Origin of the sequence: Actinomycetospora chibensis, assembly GCF_028737215.1 — a bacterium.
Taxonomy (GTDB): domain Bacteria; phylum Actinomycetota; class Actinomycetes; order Mycobacteriales; family Pseudonocardiaceae; genus Actinomycetospora; species Actinomycetospora chibensis.
In genome coordinates, this window is record NZ_JAQZAM010000024.1 from 1 (window position 1) to 18,716 (window position 18,716).

Here is an 18,716-nt window from a genome sequence, read left to right on the forward strand (position 1 = left end):
TCACCTTCCGCGCCACCCTGGCCTGGATCTCATGAACCACCAGACAGGCTCTAGGGACGGGCGAAGCCCTGCGCCTGGCGGGCCCAGAAGTCGCGGGCCGTGTCGACGTGCGCGCGGTAGCGCAGGTAGCCGTCCGCGTAGCAGCCCCGGGCGTCCCGCGAGGGCTCGACGGTGCGCGACGGCGCGGCCCACGCGGCGGGATCGAGGTCGTCGCCGAGGGCCCGCGCGGCGGTCACGGCCGCTCCCCGCGTCCCGAGACCGGGGTCGTCGGGCACCTCCAGAGGGCGGTCGAGGACGTCGGCGAAGATCTGCGCCCACGGCCCCGACTGCGACCCGCCGCCGCAGGCCACGAGCCGTCCCTGCGCGTCGGCCGACGAGGACGCGCGCTCGAAGCAGTGCTTCGCGGTGTACGCGATGCCCTCGCACACGGCGCGGACGACGTCGCCGCGCCCCGTCCCCAGCGTCACGCCCTCGATCTGCCCCCGGGCCCGGGTGTCGACGAACGGCGCCCGCTCCCCGGAGGCGGCCAGGAACGGCAGCGCCGAGACGCCCCCTGCGCCCGGCCCCGTGCCCGCGAGCAGGTCCTCGAGGGCGTCGATGCCGACGCCGAGGAAGTCGAGCAGCCAGTCGAGCCCCGCGGTGCCGACCATCGCCGGCATGGCCCGCAGCCAGAGCCCGTCCTGCGGGGTGCAGAGCCACATCCCGGCGGGGTCGGGGACCTCGTCCGGGTCGACGCGGTCGGTGAACACCTCGCAGGCCAGCGTCGTGCCGATGATCAGCAGACCGTCGCCCGGTGTAGAGAGCCCGGCCCCTACCGCTCCGGCGGGCAGGTCGAACGGGCCCCCGGTCACCGGGGTGCCCTCGGGCAGGCCGAGGAGCTCCGCGCCGCGACGGTCCAGGGTGAAGACGGTGCCCGAGGGCGCGGGTTCGGCGAGGAGCCCGCGCCGTTCGGTGAGCCCGCAGGCCGCGAGCGCGCCCTCGTCGTAGGTCCGGGAGACGACGTCGAGGAAGGGCAGCGACGCGTCCGACGCGTCGACGGTGATCTCCCCGGTGAGGCGCTGGACCAGGGCGTCGACGCAGTAGCCGGCGACAGCGGCCCGCTCCAGCGACTCCGGCTCGTCGCGTCCGAGGGCGGTGAGCAGCGGCGCGTGGCAGCCGGGGAACAGACCCACGCCGGTGCGGCGGTAGACCTCGGCGACGGTGCCGTCGTCCTGCCAGCCGCGGACCACGTCGGCCGCCCGGTCGTCCAGCCAGGAGATCGGCGGGCGCGTCGCGGCGCCGTCGGCGTCGCGCAGCCACAGCCCGTCGCCCTGCCCGGTGAGGGCCAGGGCCCGCACGGGCTCGCCGGCGTCGGCCACCACGCGGCGCACGACGTCGACGACCGAGGAGACGACGTCCTCGAGGTCCTGCTCGACACGGCCGTCGGCGAACTGCTCGAGCCGCGACGCCTGCTCGGCCGAGGCCAGCTTGCGGCCGGCGTCGTCGTACGCGTCGGCCTTCGTCATCGACGTCCCGACGTCCACTCCGACGATCACGACGCCACCCCCTCGGTGTGTGCGCGGGCGACCTCGTTCGCCGGGTGCCACAGCGGCTCCCCGCGCAGGAACCGTGCGACCTCGCCGGCGGCGATGGACGCCGCGCGATGGGCGGTCTGCTTCGTCGCCCCGGCGAGGTGCGGGGTGGCGACGACGTTCGGCGCGTGGTGCAGGGGCCAGTCGTCGGGCGGGGGTTCGACGTCGTAGACGTCGAGCGCGAGCCCGCCGAGGCGCCCGGAGCGCAGGGCCTCGGGGAGACGACCGGAATCCATGACACCGGAGTCCAGCAGGCCGCCGCGGGCGCTGTTGACCAGGACCGCGCCCTCGGGCAGCAGGTCGAGCTCGCGGGCGCCGATCATGCCGCGGGTCTCGTCGGAGAGCCGCGCGTGCAGGCTGACCACCGACGAGGAGCGCAACAGCTCGTCGAGTTCGGCGAGACGGACGCCGTCGGTACTGGCCGTGGCCTCGTCGGTGTAGGGGTCGGCGACGAGGACGGTCGCGCCGAAGGCGCGGAGCACCCGGGCGACGAGCCGGCCGATGGCGCCGTACCCGACGAGGCCCACGGTGGCGCCGTCGAGCTCGAGGCCGGCCTCGTCGTAGGCGTAGAGGTCGCCGCGCCAGGTCCCGTCCCGCAGCTCCCGGTCGGCCAGCGGGATGCGGCGCAGCGCCGCGAGCGTCATGCCCACCGCGTACTCGGCCGCAGCCGCCGCGTTGCGCCCGGGCGCCTGGGCGACGGCGACGCCGGCCCGGTCGGCCGCGGCGAGGTCGACGTTGACCGGCCCGCCGCGGGACACCGCGACCATCTGGAGATCCGGGGCCGCGTCGAACACCCGGGACGTGAACGGCGCCATCTGCGTCAGGCACACGCGCGCGCCGTCGAGGGCGGCGACGAGGTCGTCCTCGGTCCCCGACGCCTCCTCCACCCGGGCGCCCTCGGGCCCGACCGGGCCGAAGGGCTCGGTGGGCCAGCCGGCCGTGAGGTGGGCGATGTCGAGGTCACCGACGTCGGGTTCGCCCCGCAGGGCCTCGTCGAACAGGGCGGGGAGGACGAACCCGTCCCCCGCGGCGAGGACGCGCGTCATCGGGCGGCTCCGGTGGGGACGCCGTCGAGCAGGACGAGGATCTCGCGGTGGGCCGCGGGGACGCCGTCGGCGACCCGGGTGGCGAGCTCCATGGCGTCCGGCTTCGGCGGGTAGGTGGGGTTCGGGATCGCGATGACGGTCATGCCGGCGGCGTGGGCGGCACGGATGCCGTTGCTGGAGTCCTCGACGCCGACGCAGGCGGCCGGGTCGACACCGAGCCGTCCGGCGGCCTCGAGGTAGACGTCGGGGCTCGGCTTGCCGCGCGGGACCTCGGCGCTCGAGACGGTGGCCGTGAACGTGGTGTCGAGCCGGTGGCGCGCGAGGACGGCGTCGAGCAGGCGGCGGGCGGCCGAGGTGGCCAGGGCGATCGGCACGCGCCCGGCGACCTCGCGCACCATGACCACCGCGCCGTCGTAGGGCTCCATCCGCCCCTGCTCGAGCGCCTCGAGCATGTCGTCGACGACGGCCCGCTCGGCCGCGGCGGCGTCACCGGTACCGGCACGGCGGGCGAGGTGGTCCGCCCACTCCGGGGCGCTCATGCCCTGGACGTGGCCGGTGTCCTCGGCGGTCCAGGTGACCCCGGACCGGGCCGCGTAGCGGGTCCACATCTCCTCCCAGAGGTGCTCGCTCTCGAGGAGCACCCCGTCGAGGTCGAAGACCACGGCGGCCGGAGCGATCCCGTCCGCGGGGCCGGGCGCATGACCGGTCATCGTCTCTCCCCACATCGGCTCTGGGAAATTAACATCGGCGATGTGATCGAAGAAAGGGAAGACCGGGGACCGGGCGGACCGCTCCCGACGTGGGCTGCGGGATGCTGGGCCTCGTGAGCGGCCGACCGCCCGCGCCTCGCGCGGTGCACGCGAGGACCAGCCGCCAGCAGCGGATCGTCGATCACGTGCTGGCGGCGGGGTCGGCGAGCGCGGCCGAGCTGGTCGACCTCACCGGGGTCAGCCTCATGACCGTGCACCGCGACGTCGACGACCTCGCCCGCCGCGGGCTCGTGCGGAAGTACCGGGGCGGCGTGTCGGCCCAGCCGACCTCGGTGTTCGAGGCGCACTCGGAGTACCGGCGGACCGTGCACCGTGCCGAGAAGGCGAGGATCGCCGACGCCGCGCTCGCCCTGGTGGAGCCCGGTTCCTCGATCATGGTCGACGACTCGACGACGGCGTTGGCCCTGGTCGAGCGCCTGGAGGACGTCGGTCCCCTGACCGTGGTGACGAACTACCTGCCCGCCCTGGAGATCCTCAAGGCGCTCCCCGAGGTGCGCCTGATCGCCCTCGGGGGTGACTACTCACGCACCCACGACTCGTTCGGCGGGATCGCCGCCATGGAGTCGGTCACCCGGATGTCGGTGGACGCGGCGTTCGTGTCCACGTCGTCGATGACCGGGTCGATGACCTACCACCAGGAGCAGGACATCGTGCTGGTCAAGCGCGCGATGCTCGACGCCGCGGCACGCTCGGTGCTGCTCATGGACTCGAGCAAGATTCGGCGCCGTGCCCTGCACCAGCTCCGGCCGCTCGACGCGTTCGACGCCCTCGTGGTGGACGACGGGGTCAGCGAGGAGCTGGTGGTGGAGATGCGCGAGCACGTGGAGGTGACGGTCGCAGCACGCTGAACGGCCCATCCTCCTTGTGAAGTTCACACCGAACTTGGTACATCTGACCGTGGCCGTCGAGCGTGGAGGTCCCTGATGGTCCGCTGCGATCGCACGTGGCTCGGGATCGACCTCGGCACCCAGAGCGTCCGGGCCGTGGCCGTCGACGACGCCGGTGCGCTGCGGGCGGGGGCCTCGCGCCCGCTCGAGAGCCGACGCACCGTCGGGGCCGACGGGTCCGCCCGCCACGAGCAGGACCCGGGCGCCTGGTGCCGGGCCGTCGACGACGTGCTCGCCGAGGTGGTCGCGGCGGTCGATCCCGGTTCCGTGGGCGGGCTCGCCGTGGACGGCACGTCGGGGACAGTGGTGCTCGTCGACGACGACGGCACCCCGCGCTCGGCCGGCGTGATGTACGACGACGCCCGCGGGAGCGCCCACGTCGAGCGGGTCCGCGAGGCGGGCGCCGCGGTCTGGGAGCGGCTGGGCTACCGCGTCGGCGCCACGTGGGCGCTGCCCACCGTGCTCGCGCTGCGCGACGAGCAGCCCGGCGGCAGGGTGCGCCACCAGACCGATGTGATCACCGCCCACCTCGTCGGCCGCGACGTCCCCACCGACACGAGCACCGCGCTCAAGACCGGCTACGACGTGCTCGACGGACGGTGGCCGGCCGCGGTGCTCGCCGACCTGGGGCTCGACGTCGACGCGCTGCCCGACGTGGTCCGGCCCGGGCAGGCCCTCGGCGGCGTCGGCGCGGACGTCGCGGCGGCCACCGGGCTGCGCCCCGGCACGCCCGTGCTCGCCGGCATGACCGACGGCTGCGCCGCCCAGCTCGGGGCCGGCGCCGTGCGTCCCGGCGACTGGAACGCGGTCCTGGGCACCACGCTGGTCCTCAAGGGCGTCACCGAGCACCTGCTGCACGACCCCACCGGCACCGTCTACTGCCACCGCGGACCCCAGGCGGGCCGGTGGCTGCCCGGCGGGGCGTCGAGCACCGGCGCCGCGATCCTGGCCGAGCTCGTCGACCCGGCGCTCTTCGAGGAGCACACCGACGCCCTGCTCGCCGACCCGCCCGTCGACCTGCCCGTCGTCTATCCCCTCTCGGGCACCGGGGAGCGCTTCCCGTTCGCCGCGCCGGACGCCCGCGGCTTCTGGCTCGACGGTGACCGTCGCCGCCCGCTCGGCGAGCTGGCCGGCGCCGTCGGGGAGCGCAGCGCGTTCGCCGCGCTCGCCGAGGGCGTCGCGTTCGTCGAGCGCCTCTGCGTCGACCACCTCGCGGCCCTCGGCGCCGACACCGGCGGCCGCCGCACGATCACCGGGGGTGCGACCCGCAACCGGTGGTGGAACCAGCGGCGCGCCGACGTCCTGTCCACGGCGCTGGAGCGCCCCGACCGGGCCGAACCCGCGGTCGGGATGGCGCTGCTCGCCCGCGCGGCGGTCGACGCCGACGGCGGCGAGCCCGATCTCGTGGCCGCCGCGGCCGCGATGGTGCACACCGCCGAGGTCGTCGAGCCCCGGGCTGACCCCGCGCTCGGCGAGCGCTACGCCGCTTTCCGCGCCGCGCTCCGGGAGCGCGGCTGGATCACGGAGGACACCGCATGACCGAGCTGGTCCTCGTCCGCCACGGCGAGACGGTCTGGCACGTCGACAACCGGTACGCGGGCCGGTCGGACGTCGAGCTCACCGAGCGGGGCCACGACCAGGCGGCGCAGCTCGCCCGCTGGGCGGCCGACGCAGGGCTCGACGCCGTCCTCACCTCGCCGCTGCGGCGTGCCCGCGAGACCGCCGTCCCGGCCGCGGAGGCGGCCGGGACAACCTGCCGCGTCGACCCGCGCCTCGTCGAGGTCGACTTCGGCACCGGCGACGGGCTCACCCGCGACGAGATGCGCAAGGCGTTCCCCGACGCCCTCGAGGCCTTCGTCGCGCGGCCGGCGAGCCACCCCCTCCCCCACGGCGAGGCCGGCGAGGCCGCCGTCGCGCGCGCCCTGCCGGTGCTCCGCGAGGCCGCCGAGCAGCACCCGGGCGGTCGGGTCCTCGTCGTCGCCCACCAGTCGTTGCTGCGTCTGCTCCTCTGCGAGCTGCTCGAGATCCCGCTCGACCGCTACCGCACCGTCTTCCCGCGGCTCGAGAGCGCCGCCCGCACCGTCGTGCGCCTCGGCGACGAGGGCCCGCCGGCGCTGCTCGCGCTCAACGTGCGGTGCGACTGACGATGTCGCGCTCGGTCCGCGACCACTCACACCTGGTGATCCTGGGCCCCACTTTCGTATGATGCGCGTCACACGGAAAACGGACACCCTCCTCGCGGAAGGCCGGTTTCACCGATGCAGCCTGCTCCGAGCACACGTCCCGCCCCGACCGCGAAGGAGACCCGCCGTGTCGCGGGGGCGACCCTGATCGGCACGTCCATCGAGTGGTTCGACTTCTTCGTCTACGGCGCGGCGGCCGCGCTGGTGTTCGGCAAGCTCTTCTTCCCCACCGCGAACCCCCTCACGGGCACCCTGCTCGCGCTGTCGACCTTCGGCGTCGGGTTCATCGCCCGCCCGTTCGGCGGCGTGATCTTCGCGCACTTCGGGGACCGGATCGGCCGCAAGTCGATGCTGGTCCTCTCGGTGGTGATGATGGGCGGCGGGACGTTCGCCGTCGGGCTGCTGCCGACCTACGAGGCGATCGGCCTCGCCGCGCCGATCATCCTCGTGCTGCTGCGGATCGTGCAGGGCATCGGCCTCGGCGGCGAGTGGGGCGCGGCGGCGGTGATGGCGGTCGAGTACGCCCCGCCGAACCGCCGCGGGTTCTTCGGGAGCTTCCCGCAGACCGGGGTGCCGGCCGGCATGCTCCTCGCGAACCTCTCGCTGCTGATCGTCTCGGCCGTCCTGTCCGACGAGGCCTTCCTGTCCTGGGGCTGGCGAATCCCGTTCCTGGCGTCGATCGTGCTCGTCGTCGTCGGCATCGTGATCCGGCTCAAGGTGGCCGAGTCCCCGGTCTTCGAGCAGGCCCGGTCGGCCGGGAAGATCGAGCGCCAGCCGGTGATCGCCGTGCTGCGCCGCCAGCCGCTGAACGTCCTGCGCGCCGCGGGCCTGCGCTTCGCCGAGAACAGCACGTTCTACATCCACACCACGTTCGTCCTGACCTACGGCACCATCGTGCTCGGGCTGGCGCGCAGCGATCTCCTGCTCGCGGTCATCGTCTCGTCCGCGCTGGGGCTCGTCAGCATCCCGTTCTACGGCTGGGCCTGTGACAGGTACGGGCGACGGCCGGTGGTGCTCTGGGGCTCGGTGGTGCTGCTCGCCATGAGCTGGCCGTACTTCTGGGCGCTGGACACCCGCTCGCTGTTCCTCATCGTGGTGGCGACGGTGATCGCGGTGAACATCGGCAACTCGGCGGTCTACGCGCCGCAGCCGGCCTACTTCTCCGAGCTGTTCGAGCCGGAGGTGCGCTACAGCGGGGCGTCGATCGGGGCCCAGGGCGCGAGCGTGTTCGCCGGCGGGCTGGCTCCGGTGATCGCCACCGCGCTGCTCGACGCGACCGGTGGCTGGGGCTGGATCGCGGTCTACATGTCCGCGATGGTGCTGATCACCATCGTCACGGCGCTGCTCTCGCCGGACCCGTACCTCGCGGCGCTCAAGAGGGGCGAGCCGGTCCGGGTGTGACCCGACCGTCCGTCGGCGCCAGGATCGTCGGATGACCGTCGGCCCGGCACTGCGCGGTGCGTTCATCGACGACCGGGACGGGCCGTTGCCCGCGATGCTCCTGGCCCTGACCGTGCTGGCCGGCGTGGTCGACGCCGTCAGCATCCTCGCCCTCGACCGCGTCTTCGTGTCGTCGATGACCGGCAACCTCGTCTTCATCGGGATCGGGCTCGCCGGCGTGGAGGGGTTCTCGGTGGTGTCGCCGCTGGTGTCACTGGGCTCGTTCGTCGTGGGGGTGCTGGCCGGAGCGTGGATCTGCCGGCGCTCGGGCGGGCACCGCGGACGGGCCGTGCGCAACGTGACGGTCTACAAGGCCGTCCTCGCCCTCCCGGTCACGGTCCTGGTGCTGGCCGTCGGCGACGTGCTCCCGGCCGGGGTCCGCACCCTGGTCATCGTGCTGCTCGCCGCCTCGATGGGCGGTCAGCTCGCCCTGATCCGCTACCTCAAGGTCCCCGACCTGCTCACCGTGGTGCTCACCCTCACGATGACGGGGGTGCTCACCGAGCGCGGCGCCGGCCGCGGCGACCCGAAGGTGATCCGCCGCGGACTCGCGCTGGTGGCCTTCACCGTCGGCGTTCTCGCCGGTGCGCTCCTCGTCCGGCTCGTCTCCGTGGGCGCCGCGCTGACCCTCGGGCTCGCGATCATCCTCGGCGTCGGGCTGACGATCCACCTGCTGTCCCGCCGCGAGGGGGCGTGGGCGACGCCGAGATAGCCCAGCGGGACCGCATCCCGCGGCCTACCCTCGGTGTCCGTGATCCCCGCCGCCGTCCGCCCCGCGACGGCCTGAGCCCTGGTGCTCCGCCGCGCGCGCATCCGACCCGCCACGTCCTTCACGACGGCATCGGTGTCGCTGGTCGCGATCTGCGCCGCGGCGGGGGTCCCCGCGCCGCTCTACGTCGTCTACCAGCAGACCTACGGGCTCTCGACGATCGCGCTCACCGGCGCGTTCGCGGTGTACATCCTCCCGCTGCTCGTCGCGCTGCTGTGCTGCGGCAGCCTCTCCGACCACCTGGGACGGCGGCGCGTCGCCGTCCCGGCGCTCCTCGTGGGGGCGGCCGCGTGCCTGGTCCTCTCGACCGTGGACGCGGCGGCACCCCTGATCATCGGACGCGCGGCCCAGGGCCTGTCGATCGGCCTCGCCCTCAGCGCGCTCGGGGCGTTCGTCGTCGACCTCGCGCCCCCGTCGCGCCCCGGGCTGGCCGGGGCGATCACCAGCGGCGCGCCGCCCGGCGGCATCGCGATCGGCTCGCTCGCCTCGGGGGCCGCGGTGCAGCTCGCACCGGAGACCGCCCCCACCGTGTCCTTCCTGGTCACGGCGGGCCTGCTCACGGCGGGCGCCCTGGCGGTGGCGGTGCTGCCCGAGACGATCACGCGCCGTCCCGGGGCCCTGCAGTCCCTGCGACCGGTGGTCCGTGTGCCGCCGAGCGCCCGGCCGCTGTTCCCCGCGGTGTGCCTGCTGATCTCGGCGACCTACGTCCTCGGCGGCTTCACCCAGGCGTTGGCGCCGTCGCTGTCGGTCTCGGTCCTGGGCCGCCACGACCTGTTCAGCGGCGCGCTGGCCGTGGCCGTCTACCACCTCGCCGGTCCCGTGGCGGGGCTCGCGGCGAACCGCCTGCCCCCGTCGCGCGCCCTGACCGGTGGCGCGGCCGCGCTGGTGGTCGGGATCGGGAGCTACATCGCGGCCATCGCCGTCGGGAGCTTCGCCGTGTACCTCGCGGGCGCGGTGGTCGCGGGCGCCGGCTTCGGCGTCGCGTTCGCCGGCGCGATGCGGGTCCTGCTCGACCGCAGCCCGGAGGGCGCGCACGCCGGCACCCTCGCCGCGGTCTACCTGTTCTGCTACCTCGCGGCCGCGGTCTCGAGCCTGCTGGCCGGGGTGGCCGTCGAGATCTGGGGCCTCGCCCCGGTGGCGACGGTCCTCTGCGGCCTGGTCATCGCGATGGTCGCGGGCGGGGCGCTGGGGTCCGCGCTCCGGCTGCGGACCGCGTGACACCCGGACGAGGCTCCCCGTGACGGCATACTCCTCGCAGGCACGGAGGGTCGGAGGCCGATCGACCGCGCCGGTCGCCGCACCCCGACCCGAGGAGCCCCATGAGCCGCCGCGACGTCCCGGACGGCCCGACGGTGCACGGGACGACGCAGGACCCGGCGGGCACCGCCACGGGTGACCAGGCTGTCGATCACGGCCCGGCGGCCCGCGAGGTCGATCGCCCGGCGTCGCAGGAGGGACGGCTCGAGCGGGCGATCGGCGCGGAGGTCCGCGCCCGGCGCCGCGCCTCCGGGGCGACGCTGGCCGAGATGGCGGTGCGCACGGGCATCTCGAAGCCGATGCTCTCGAAGATCGAGCACGCGCAGATCTCGTGCAGCCTCACGACCCTCGCCCGGCTCGCCGACGCCCTCGACATCCCCGTCACCGCCTTCTTCCGGGGCGCCGACGTCGACCGCGAGGCGGTGCACACGCCGGCCGGCGCGGGCGCGCGGATCGTCGCCCGGGGCACCCGCGTCGGTCACGACTACACGCTGCTCGGCGGGCTGCGCGGGCAGCACAAGCGCATGGAGGCGCACCTCGTCACGCTCACCGAGCGCAGCGAGGTGTTCCCCCTCTTCCAGCACCCCGGCACCGAGCTGCTCTACATGCTCGAGGGCCACATGGTCTACAGCCACGGCGGCGCGAGCTACGACCTGCGTCGCGGCGACGCGCTCCAGCTCGACGGCGAGGGCGTCCACGGTCCGACCGAGCTGATCGAGCTCCCGATCCGCTTCCTGTCCGTCGTCGCCCACCCGGACACGAGCCCGCACGGCGGCTGACGGTTGTGGCCTCCGCCACGAGGTCTGGAGTGTGCCGCGGCGGCACGGTCGATGGTCAGGTGGACACCGACCGCACCCGACGGGGACGACCACCATGTTCACCACGTACCGGCGACGCCGGCAGCTCTCGAAGGTCAAGCCCGGCGACGGCAGCGCGCTCCAGGACTTCCGCCTCTGGCAGATCCTGAGCCGTTCGCTGTTCGCCCTCGATCTCCTGGATGACTCCGGGCACCGCCACGTCTTCGAGGTCGACGTCCGGCACTCGGCCGACAGCACCACCGCGAGGAGCCCGGTCTCCCTCTACCGCGACGGCGTGCAGGTCGCTCGCGCGAACCTCCCCGCGACCTTCGCGGTGCCCGGCGGCGTCATCGAGGTCGCCACCAGCCAGTACGGGCTCAAGCGCATGCACCACGTCACCGAGGACGGCGCCGAGCACGTGCTGCGTCCCCACCCGAGGACCCAGGAGGGCCTGCGAGCCCGGTTCGGCGAGCGGTTCCCCCGCACCAGCACCGTGCTCGGTGCCGTGGCCGTCGTCGTCGTCCTGGCCGCGGGTGCCGTCGCGCTCCTGCGGGGCATCGACACGGTGACCCACAGCCCGGTGATCGCCCAGCACCTCGGCACGTTCACCTCGCCGATCCGCCTCTCCACCGGCGGGACCATCGCCGTGGGGCTCGCCGGGGCCCTCGCCGCCACCGAGCGCGCCCTGACGTTCCGGAGCCGGTGGCTCATCCGCCGCTGAACACCCGGGCTCCTGTCTCCGGCGCGATCAGTCGACGATGACGTCGGCTCCGCGACGTCGCAGGTCAGTGAGGATGTCCTTCATCGCCTGCCGCTGCTCGGCGGTGTGCCCCGTCCAGCCCTCGAGCTCGCCGACGACGCGGACGGGCTCGCGGGTCCGGTACGACCGGGTCGGATTGCCCGGCAGCTTCGTGTCGGTCACGTTCGGGTCGTCCTCGATCTCACCGGTGGGCTCGACGAGGTAGATGCGCCCGGGCCCGTCGCCGGGCGCCAGCTCGGCGCCCCAGGCTGCGGCGTCGAGCGTCGCGGTCACGTAGACGTGGTTCATGATCCGCCCCGCCTCGTAGTTCGACTCGCGGCCGGGGACCAGCAGGTCGCCGACCGCGAGGTCCGCCCTGGTCCCGTGCAGCAGGACGCCCTGCTCGTGGACCTCGAACGGGATCGGCCCGCTCCTCGTGTCCTGCTCGCCCGCCATGACCGCTCCCCTCCGCCGCTCCGCCTGCGGGCGGGGATTCTCCGGCGCCGGTGAGGGCTTGCCGCAAGCCCCGTCCCGCGCTATACGTTGATCACGGCGGGAACGGCACGTCAGGGGCGGAAGCCGGTGTCGATGGTGAGGAGCCCGCCGACCGCGCGGGAGACGCACGCGCAGAGCCTGGTCGACTCGTCCTGCTCCGCCGCGTCGAGGAAGACGTCGCGGTGGTCGACGACGGGGGCCTTGCCGACCACGCCGAGCACGCCGACCGTGCACAGCCCGCACTCGCCGCGCAGGCAGTCCCACACCATCTCCACCCCGGCGTCGTGCAGCGCCGCGAGCAGCGTGCGGTCGCGCGGGACGTGCACGGTCAGACCATGGTCGCGGACCTCGACGTCGAACGCCTCGGTCGGGTGCCGTCCGGCGGTCCCGAAGGTCTCGGTCCGCAGCCGGCGCGCCGGGCGGCCCTGCTCGGCCCAGCACGCCCGCACCGCGTCGGTCAGCCGCGGCGGGCCGCAGACGTACACCTCGCCGTCGGGGTGCAGGCCTGAGATCTCGGCGGCGAGGTCGAGCCGTTCGCCGTTCTCGCCCGCCGCGGTGACCACGGCGTCGCCGAGGACCCCGCGCAGGTGGTCGACGAACGGCATCCCTGCGCGCCGACGCCCGGCGTAGGCCAGGCGCACCGGAGCCCCGGTCCGATCCTGCTGGCGGGCCAGGACCTCGGCCATGCCCACGAGCGGGGTGATGCCGATGCCGCCGGCGACGAGCAGGTAGCCGGGCCGCCGCGGGTCGAGCTCGAAGTGGCTGGTGGGGTGGCGCAGCTCGAGGCGGTCGCCCGCCGCGAGCCCGTGCACCCGGCGCGAGCCGCCGCGGCTGTCCGGCAGCAGCTTCACCGCGATCCGGTACGCGCCGTCCTCGGGCGCCGCGCCGACCACCGAGTACGACCGCACCACGGGCAGCCCGTCGATCTCCAGCGCGAGGTCCAGGTGGCTGCCCGGCGGGTAGGCGCGGGCGCCGTCGTCGGGGACGAGCTCGACCTGGCGCACCTCGTCGGCCACGGCCCGCACGGCGCGGACCCGGGCGCCGACGAAGGTGCTGCTCACGACCCGCTCCGGGCGCGCTCGGCCTCCGCCCGCGCCCGCGCGACCTCGCGCTCCGCGCCGTCGCCGGGGTCGGCGCGGTGGTGCTCGGCGATGTCGCGCTCGGCCCGCGCGCCTGCCTCGGCGTAGGAGTCGTCCTCGGCGGCGAGCATCAGGTCGATCATCCGGCGGGCCCACATCGCGCCGCCGTCGATGTTGAGGTTGTAGAACTCCTTGTCCGGGTGGGCGTCGATGGCCCGCTGCTGGGCGGCGAGCACCTCCTCGTCCTCGGCGAACACGCCCGAGACGCCGTCGCGCAGCAGCGTGGTGATCCGTTGGTCGCCCAGGGCGTAGTTGCGGGCAAAGGCCCAGAAGTAGTGCGTCGAGGTGGGCGACTCCGGGGTCATCGTGTTGAGCACGAACCCGTTCACGCCCTGGGAGCGGTCGCCCTCGGGTGCGCCCGTGCCGGTGGGGGCGACGCCGACGTCGATGGCGATGGTCCCGGGCGGGGTGAAGTGGATGATCTGCCAGCGGTCGACGTGGCCCGGGGTCGCGCCCCGCCACTCGAGCTGCCGCGCCCAGAACGGCGGCGCCTCCACGTCGATCATCCAGCGGGTGACGGTCACGGTGCCCTTGCCGTGGGTCACCTCGAACGGCGACTCGGCCACCGACCGGTGGCCGATGCTGCCGCCGTGCACGAACGTCTCGTGGGTGAGGTCCATGAGGTTGTCGACGATCAGCTTGTAGTTGCAGTCGACATGGATGAGCCGGCCGTCGCCGGCCCACGCGGGATCGTCGTTCCAGTGCAGGTCGGGGATCGTCGCCGGGTCGGCGTCGGCGGGGTCGCCGGTCCACACCCAGACGAAGCGGTGCCGCTCCGCCACCGGGTAGGAGCGCACGCGCGCCGACGGGTTCACCGTCGTCTGCGAGGGCATGAACGTGCAGCGGCCGTCGGCGTCGTAGCGCAGCCCGTGGTAGCCGCACATCACCTCGTCGCCGAGGAGCTTGCCCTCGGACAGCGGCAGCAGGCGGTGCCAGCACGCGTTCTCCAGCGCGCGGGCCTCGCCCGACGGCGTCCGGAACAGCACGAGCGACGCGCCGGCCACGGTGCGCGGGAGCAGGTGGGCGCCCACCTCGACGTCGTAGGCGGCGGCGTACCAGGTGGCGCGGGGCCACTCGCGGCGGGCGAAGGTCTCGGGCGCGGCGCGCAGCGGGCTGGGGGTGGCGGTCACGACGGCTCCTCGGTGGTGGCGGTCGTGGAGAGCGTGCGGACGCGGCGCGGCCACCCGCCACGACCCCTCCCGGCATCCGGGAGATCGATGTCTCCACCGCACCGCGCGGTGGTGTCATGACGCCGTGGTGGAGCTCGACGTGGACCCGTTCGCCCTCGGCGTGCTCGCCGACCCGCTGCCGGTCGACGCCGCGATCCGCGAGGCGGCGCCGTTCGTGTGGCTGCCGGCACACGGCGTGTGGGCCACCGGTCGGCACGAGGAGGTGGCGGCCGCGTTCCGCGACCCGGCGACGTGGTCGTCGGCCGCGGGCACCGGGCTCAACGACATCCGGCGCGGCGAGACGTGGCGGCCGCCGAGCGTCCTGCTCGACGCCGACCCGCCCGCCCACACCCGCGCCCGGCGCGTGATGAACCGCGTGCTGCAGCCGCGGGCCCTCGCCGGGCTGGCCGAGCGCTTCGCGGCCGCGGCCGAGCAGGTCGTCGGCGATGCCCTGGCCGAGGGCGAGGTCGACGCCGCGGTCGCCGTGGCCGAGCGGTTCCCGATGACGGTCCTGCCCGACGCGGTCGGCATGGCACCCGAGGGCCGCGAGTACCTGCTGCCCTATGCCGACCTCAACTTCCAGTCGATGGGTCCGCCGGGGGTGCTGCGGGACGAGGCCGAACGTCGCGGCGAGGGCGCCCGCGAGTACGTGGCCTGGCAGATGCGCCGCGAGGCCCTGGCCCCGGACGGGATCGGGGCGGCCATCCACGCCTACGTCGACTCCGGCGACATCACCGCCGACGAGGCCGCGCTGCTGGTGCGCTCCTTCCTCTCCGCCGGGATCGACACCACGATCCTGGCCTTCGCGTCGGTGATCCACGAGCTGGCGCGGCGGCCTGCGCAGTGGGCGGCCCTGCACGACGACCCCGGCCTCGCGCGGGCGGCGTTCGAGGAGGGGTTGCGGTTCCACACGCCCAGCCCGGTGATCGGCCGCACCGCCACCCGTGAGGTCCCGATCGAGAACGGTGTCGTCTCCCCCGACACCAAGGTCCTGCTCATGCTCGGCGCCGCCAACCGGGACCCGCGGCGCTGGGACGACCCCGACTCGTTCGACCTCCACCGACGGGCCGCCGGCCACACCGCCTTCGGTGCCGGCGTGCACAACTGCGTCGGCCAGGTGATCGCGCGGATGGAGGCCGAGGCCCTGCTCGGGACCCTCGCCCGTCGGGTCGCGCGGCTCGAGCCGGCGGGCGGGTCCACACCGCGTCTGTCGAACTGGCTGCGCGGCTTCGCGTCGGTGCCGGTCCGATTCGTGCCGGCCTGAGCCGCATCCACCCTTCCGGCATACGGAAACGTGTGTTGGGCCGATCACAGAGCGTCCCCCAGACTCCGACGCGCCCTCGAGCACACCCGGAGTTGACATGGACGTCACCGACCCGGCGCCGCCCGCCACCGCGCTGGCCCCCGCGAACCTGGCGGCCGCCCGGAGCGCGAGCACCGGCCCCGTGGTCGCCCGCGCGCTCGGGCTCCTCGCCGCGTTCTCCGACGACCGCCCGACGATGACGCTCAGCGAGCTCGCCCGCCGCGCCGAGGTGCCCCTGTCCACCGCGCACCGGCTCGTCGCGGAGCTCGAGGCCTGGGGCGCGGTCGAGCGCAACGGCGCCGGGCGCTACCAGATCGGTCTGCGGCTCTGGGAGGTCGGCGCGCTCGCGCCGCGCGGACCTGGGCTGCGCGAGCGCGCCCTGCCCTACCTCGAGGACCTCTGCCAGGTGACCCGCGAGAACGTCCAGCTGGCGGTCCGCGAGGACGACGAGGTCGTCTACGTCGAACGGCTCGCCGGCACCCGCGCGGTCGGGGTGCTCACCCGGGTCGGCGGCCGGTTCGCGCTCACCGCGACCGGCGTGGGGCTGGTGCTGCTCGCGCACGCCCCGGCCGACGTCGTCGAGCGGGTGCTCGCCGGGCCGTTCCCGCGCCACACACCGTGGACGCTCTCCGACCCGACGCGTATCCGTGAGGCGCTCGCCGCGGTCCGCGAGCGCGGCTACGCCGTCAGCGACCGTCAGGTCACCGCGGACGCCGTCTCCGTCGCCGCACCGATCCGGGACGCCTCCGGCGAGGTCGTCGCCGCCCTGTCGGTGGTCGCGCACCGGGGCACGCCGCCGGTGTCGGTGCTCGCACCGCTGGTGCGCACCAGCGCGAGCGGCGTCTCGCACGCCCTCGCCGCCCGACCGGGTCGCCGGCCCGTGCGCACGCCCGCCTGATCCCCCGCCCGCTCCCGACGCCCGAGGAGGGCCCCCGTGACCACCACCCCGTCCGACGCCGCACCACCCTCGGGGCGCGAGGTCCGCAAGGTCGCCTTCGCGAGCCTCGTGGGCACGTCCATCGAGTGGTACGACTTCTACATCTACGGCCTCGCCGCCGTCACGGTCTTCGCGCCGCAGTTCTTCCCCAACGTCTCGTCGCTCACCGGCACGCTCGCGGCGTTCGCGACGTTCGCCGTCGGGTTCCTCGCCCGCCCCATCGGCGGCGTGATCTTCGGCCACCTCGGCGACCGCATCGGTCGCAAGGCCACGCTCGTCACGACGCTGGTGACGATGGGTGTGGCCACCACGCTCATCGGTGTCCTGCCCACCTACGCGACGATCGGCGCGCTCGCCCCGATCCTGCTCGTGGTGCTGCGCCTCGTGCAGGGCTTCGCGGTGGGCGGCGAGTGGGGCGGGGCGGTGCTCATCTCGGTGGAGCACGCGCCCGAGTCCAAGCGCGGCTTCTACGGCAGCTTCCCCCAGCTCGGGGTGCCGATCGGCCTCATCGCCTCGAACGCGATGTTCCTCGTGCTGGCCGCCACGATGTCCACCGAGGCCTTCGGCTCCTGGGGCTGGCGCATCCCGTTCCTGCTCAGCGCGCTGCTCGTCGGCGTCGGGCTCTACGTGCGGCTGCGCATCGAGGAGAGCTCGGAGTTCGTCGCGGTCAAGAAGTCCGGGTCGATGGCCCTGCCGCTGGCGTCGGTGCTGCGCCACCACTTCCCGCAGGTGCTCTGCGGGATCGCGATGTTCACCGGGATCACCGGCATCGGCTACATGGCCGCCACGTACTCCATCCAGTACGGCACCAGCTCGCTCGGGCTGCCGCGGGCCGCGCTCATCGGCATCGTCCTGGTCGTCGCCGTGCTCGAGGTGCCGATCATCCTGTGGTTCTCGGCGGCGTCCGACCGGTGGGGGCACGGCCGCACGATCCTCTTCGGGGCCCTGGCCACCGCCGTCGTCGCCGCCGCGTTCCTGCCGCTGCTCGCGAGCGGGTCGTTGATCCTCATCGCCGTCGCGGTGGCCGGCGCGCGCTGGGCGTCCGCCCCGATGTGGGGACCGTCCGGGGCCCTGGCCGCGGAGTGCTACCCCGTCGCGATCCGCTACAGCGGCGCCTCGGTCGGCTACCAGCTCGGGTCGATCGTCGGAGGCGCGCTCGCCCCGATCATCGTCACGCTGCTGCTGGCCTCGCCCCTGGGCATCGTCGGGGCGTCGGGCTACCTCGTGATCATCACCCTGCTGACCGGGGTCGGAGCGGTCGCCGCGTCCCGGCTGATCGCCCGCGCTCCCGCCGCCGAGAGGGCCGGCGTCTGAGCTACAGGCCGAGCATGCGCGTCGCGTTCTCCTTGAGGATCAGCGGCCGCACCTCGTCCTTGATCTCGAGCTTCGCGAAGTCGGACTGCCACCGGTCGGGGGTGAGGACGGGGAAGTCGGAGCCGAACAGCACCTTGCGCTTCAGCAGCGAGTTGGCCGCCTTCACCAGCTGCGGGGGGAAGTACTTCGGCGACCAGCCGGAGAGGTCGATGTAGACGTTGGGCTTGTGCGTGGCGATCGAGATGGCCTCGTCCTGCCACGGCACCGAGGGGTGCGCGAGCACGATCGTCAGGTACGGGAAGTCGGCGGCGACGTCGTCGATCAGCATCGGGTCGGAGTAGCGCAGCTTGATGCCCCGCCCCCCGGGCAGGCCCGCGCCGATCCCGGTCTGCCCGGTGTGGAAGAGCGCGGGCACGCCGAGCTCCTGGATCGCGTCGTAGAGCGGGTAGAAGCGCACGTCGTTCGGCTCGAACGCCTGCAGGCTGGGGTGGAACTTGAAGCCGCGCACCCCGTGCTCGTCGACGAGGCGCCGGGCCCGGGCCACCGCGGCCTTGCCGGCGTGGGGGTCCACCGAGCCGAACGGGATGAGCACGTCGGGGTGCTCGGCGGCCTGGTCGGCGATCTCCTCGCTGGACAGCGGCGGGTGCCCGGTGCCGGCGGGCGCGTCGACGGTGAACACGACCGCGGCGGTGCGCCGGGCGCGGTAGTGCTCGGCGATGTCGGCCACGGTCGGCGTGCGGTCCTGGTCGGCCCGGAAGTACTTCGCCGACGCGTCGAGCAGCTCCTGGTCGACGGAGAAGCAGCCGTGGCTGTCCTGCTCGACGTGGACGTGCACGTCGATGGCGTCCAGCTGGTCGAGGTCCATCAGGGTGTCCTCACGGGAGGTCGGTGCCGGCCGAG

At 74.4% G+C, this 18,716-nt stretch carries 18 protein-coding genes; 11 read left to right on the forward strand and 7 right to left on the reverse strand.

The window, feature by feature from the left end; all coding sequences use genetic code 11:
- Positions 1-50 precede the first annotated feature (50 nt).
- Genes PH189_RS26405 through PH189_RS26415 form a run of 3 tightly spaced genes read right to left on the reverse strand, consistent with a single transcriptional unit; the run spans position 51 to position 3,294 of the window.
- Positions 51-1,535 carry an FGGY-family carbohydrate kinase gene (locus PH189_RS26405; RefSeq protein ID WP_274191838.1) on the reverse strand — a complete coding sequence of 495 codons (1,485 nt, stop codon included), beginning with the start codon at positions 1,533-1,535 and terminating at the stop codon, positions 51-53.
- Entirely contained in the window at positions 1,532-2,617 is a 1,086-nt protein-coding gene (locus tag PH189_RS26410) for a 2-hydroxyacid dehydrogenase (protein ID WP_274191839.1), read from the reverse strand. Before PH189_RS26410 ends, PH189_RS26405 begins: the two co-directional genes overlap by 4 nt.
- Entirely contained in the window at positions 2,614-3,294 is a 681-nt protein-coding gene (locus tag PH189_RS26415; RefSeq protein WP_274191901.1) for an HAD family hydrolase, read from the reverse strand. The genes PH189_RS26410 and PH189_RS26415 overlap by 4 nt, the downstream gene beginning before the upstream one ends.
- A 134-nt stretch (positions 3,295-3,428) precedes the next feature.
- On the opposite strand from PH189_RS26415, the gene PH189_RS26420 reads away from it, so the two are divergent.
- From PH189_RS26420 to PH189_RS26455, 8 genes are all read left to right on the forward strand, one after another.
- Positions 3,429-4,235: a DeoR/GlpR family DNA-binding transcription regulator gene (locus tag PH189_RS26420; protein ID WP_378014897.1), complete on the forward strand. Its 807-nt coding sequence runs from the start codon at positions 3,429-3,431 to the stop codon at positions 4,233-4,235.
- Positions 4,236-4,310: 75 nt separating this feature from the next.
- Positions 4,311-5,813, forward strand: coding sequence for an FGGY-family carbohydrate kinase (locus tag PH189_RS26425; RefSeq protein WP_274191841.1), 1,503 nt, complete (start codon positions 4,311-4,313; stop codon positions 5,811-5,813).
- The gene (locus PH189_RS26430; protein WP_274191842.1) at positions 5,810-6,418 is read left to right on the forward strand and encodes a histidine phosphatase family protein; all 609 of its coding nucleotides are present in this window, start codon (positions 5,810-5,812) and stop codon (positions 6,416-6,418) included. Before PH189_RS26425 ends, PH189_RS26430 begins: the two co-directional genes overlap by 4 nt.
- Positions 6,419-6,532: 114 nt before the next feature.
- Positions 6,533-7,858, forward strand: coding sequence for an MFS transporter (locus PH189_RS26435; RefSeq protein ID WP_274191843.1), 1,326 nt, complete (start codon positions 6,533-6,535; stop codon positions 7,856-7,858).
- Between the two features lie 31 nt (positions 7,859-7,889).
- Positions 7,890-8,609, forward strand: a complete 720-nt coding sequence (locus PH189_RS26440) for a YoaK family protein (protein ID WP_274191844.1) — start codon at positions 7,890-7,892, stop codon at positions 8,607-8,609.
- Between the two features lie 132 nt (positions 8,610-8,741).
- A complete protein-coding gene (locus PH189_RS26445; RefSeq protein ID WP_274191845.1) occupies positions 8,742-9,884 on the forward strand; it encodes an MFS transporter in 1,143 nt (380 codons plus the stop codon).
- 101 nt (positions 9,885-9,985) lie between these two features.
- Entirely contained in the window at positions 9,986-10,702 is a 717-nt protein-coding gene (locus tag PH189_RS26450; RefSeq protein WP_274191846.1) for a helix-turn-helix domain-containing protein, read from the forward strand.
- Between the two features lie 94 nt (positions 10,703-10,796).
- Positions 10,797-11,441 (forward strand): hypothetical protein, encoded by a 645-nt coding sequence (locus tag PH189_RS26455; RefSeq protein ID WP_274191847.1) that lies wholly within the window; start codon positions 10,797-10,799, stop codon positions 11,439-11,441.
- Between the two features lie 27 nt (positions 11,442-11,468).
- Here the strand turns inward: PH189_RS26455 and arr are convergent, their stop codons facing one another.
- From arr to PH189_RS26470, 3 genes are all read right to left on the reverse strand, one after another.
- The gene (gene arr / locus PH189_RS26460; RefSeq protein ID WP_274191848.1) at positions 11,469-11,915 is read right to left on the reverse strand and encodes an NAD(+)--rifampin ADP-ribosyltransferase; all 447 of its coding nucleotides are present in this window, start codon (positions 11,913-11,915) and stop codon (positions 11,469-11,471) included.
- A 110-nt stretch (positions 11,916-12,025) separates the two neighbouring features.
- Positions 12,026-13,015: a PDR/VanB family oxidoreductase gene (locus tag PH189_RS26465; RefSeq protein ID WP_274191849.1), complete on the reverse strand. Its 990-nt coding sequence runs from the start codon at positions 13,013-13,015 to the stop codon at positions 12,026-12,028.
- Positions 13,012-14,223, reverse strand: coding sequence for an aromatic ring-hydroxylating dioxygenase subunit alpha (locus tag PH189_RS26470; protein WP_274191850.1), 1,212 nt, complete (start codon positions 14,221-14,223; stop codon positions 13,012-13,014). The genes PH189_RS26465 and PH189_RS26470 overlap by 4 nt, the downstream gene beginning before the upstream one ends.
- A 124-nt stretch (positions 14,224-14,347) precedes the next feature.
- Between PH189_RS26470 and PH189_RS26475 the strand changes: the two genes are divergently transcribed.
- The 3 genes from PH189_RS26475 (at position 14,348) to PH189_RS26485 (ending at position 17,816) form a co-directional block, all read left to right on the forward strand.
- Positions 14,348-15,526 carry a cytochrome P450 gene (locus tag PH189_RS26475; protein ID WP_274191851.1) on the forward strand — a complete coding sequence of 393 codons (1,179 nt, stop codon included), beginning with the start codon at positions 14,348-14,350 and terminating at the stop codon, positions 15,524-15,526.
- A gap of 97 nt (positions 15,527-15,623) precedes the next feature.
- Positions 15,624-16,463, forward strand: coding sequence for an IclR family transcriptional regulator (locus tag PH189_RS26480; RefSeq protein ID WP_378014896.1), 840 nt, complete (start codon positions 15,624-15,626; stop codon positions 16,461-16,463).
- Positions 16,464-16,499: 36 nt separating this feature from the next.
- The gene (locus tag PH189_RS26485; protein WP_274191852.1) at positions 16,500-17,816 is read left to right on the forward strand and encodes an MFS transporter; all 1,317 of its coding nucleotides are present in this window, start codon (positions 16,500-16,502) and stop codon (positions 17,814-17,816) included.
- Between the two features lies 1 nt (position 17,817).
- On the opposite strand, the gene couO is transcribed toward PH189_RS26485, so the two are convergent.
- Positions 17,818-18,681: a 4-hydroxyphenyl-beta-ketoacyl-CoA hydrolase gene (gene couO, locus PH189_RS26490; RefSeq protein WP_274191853.1), complete on the reverse strand. Its 864-nt coding sequence runs from the start codon at positions 18,679-18,681 to the stop codon at positions 17,818-17,820.
- Positions 18,682-18,716: the final 35 nt, after the last annotated feature.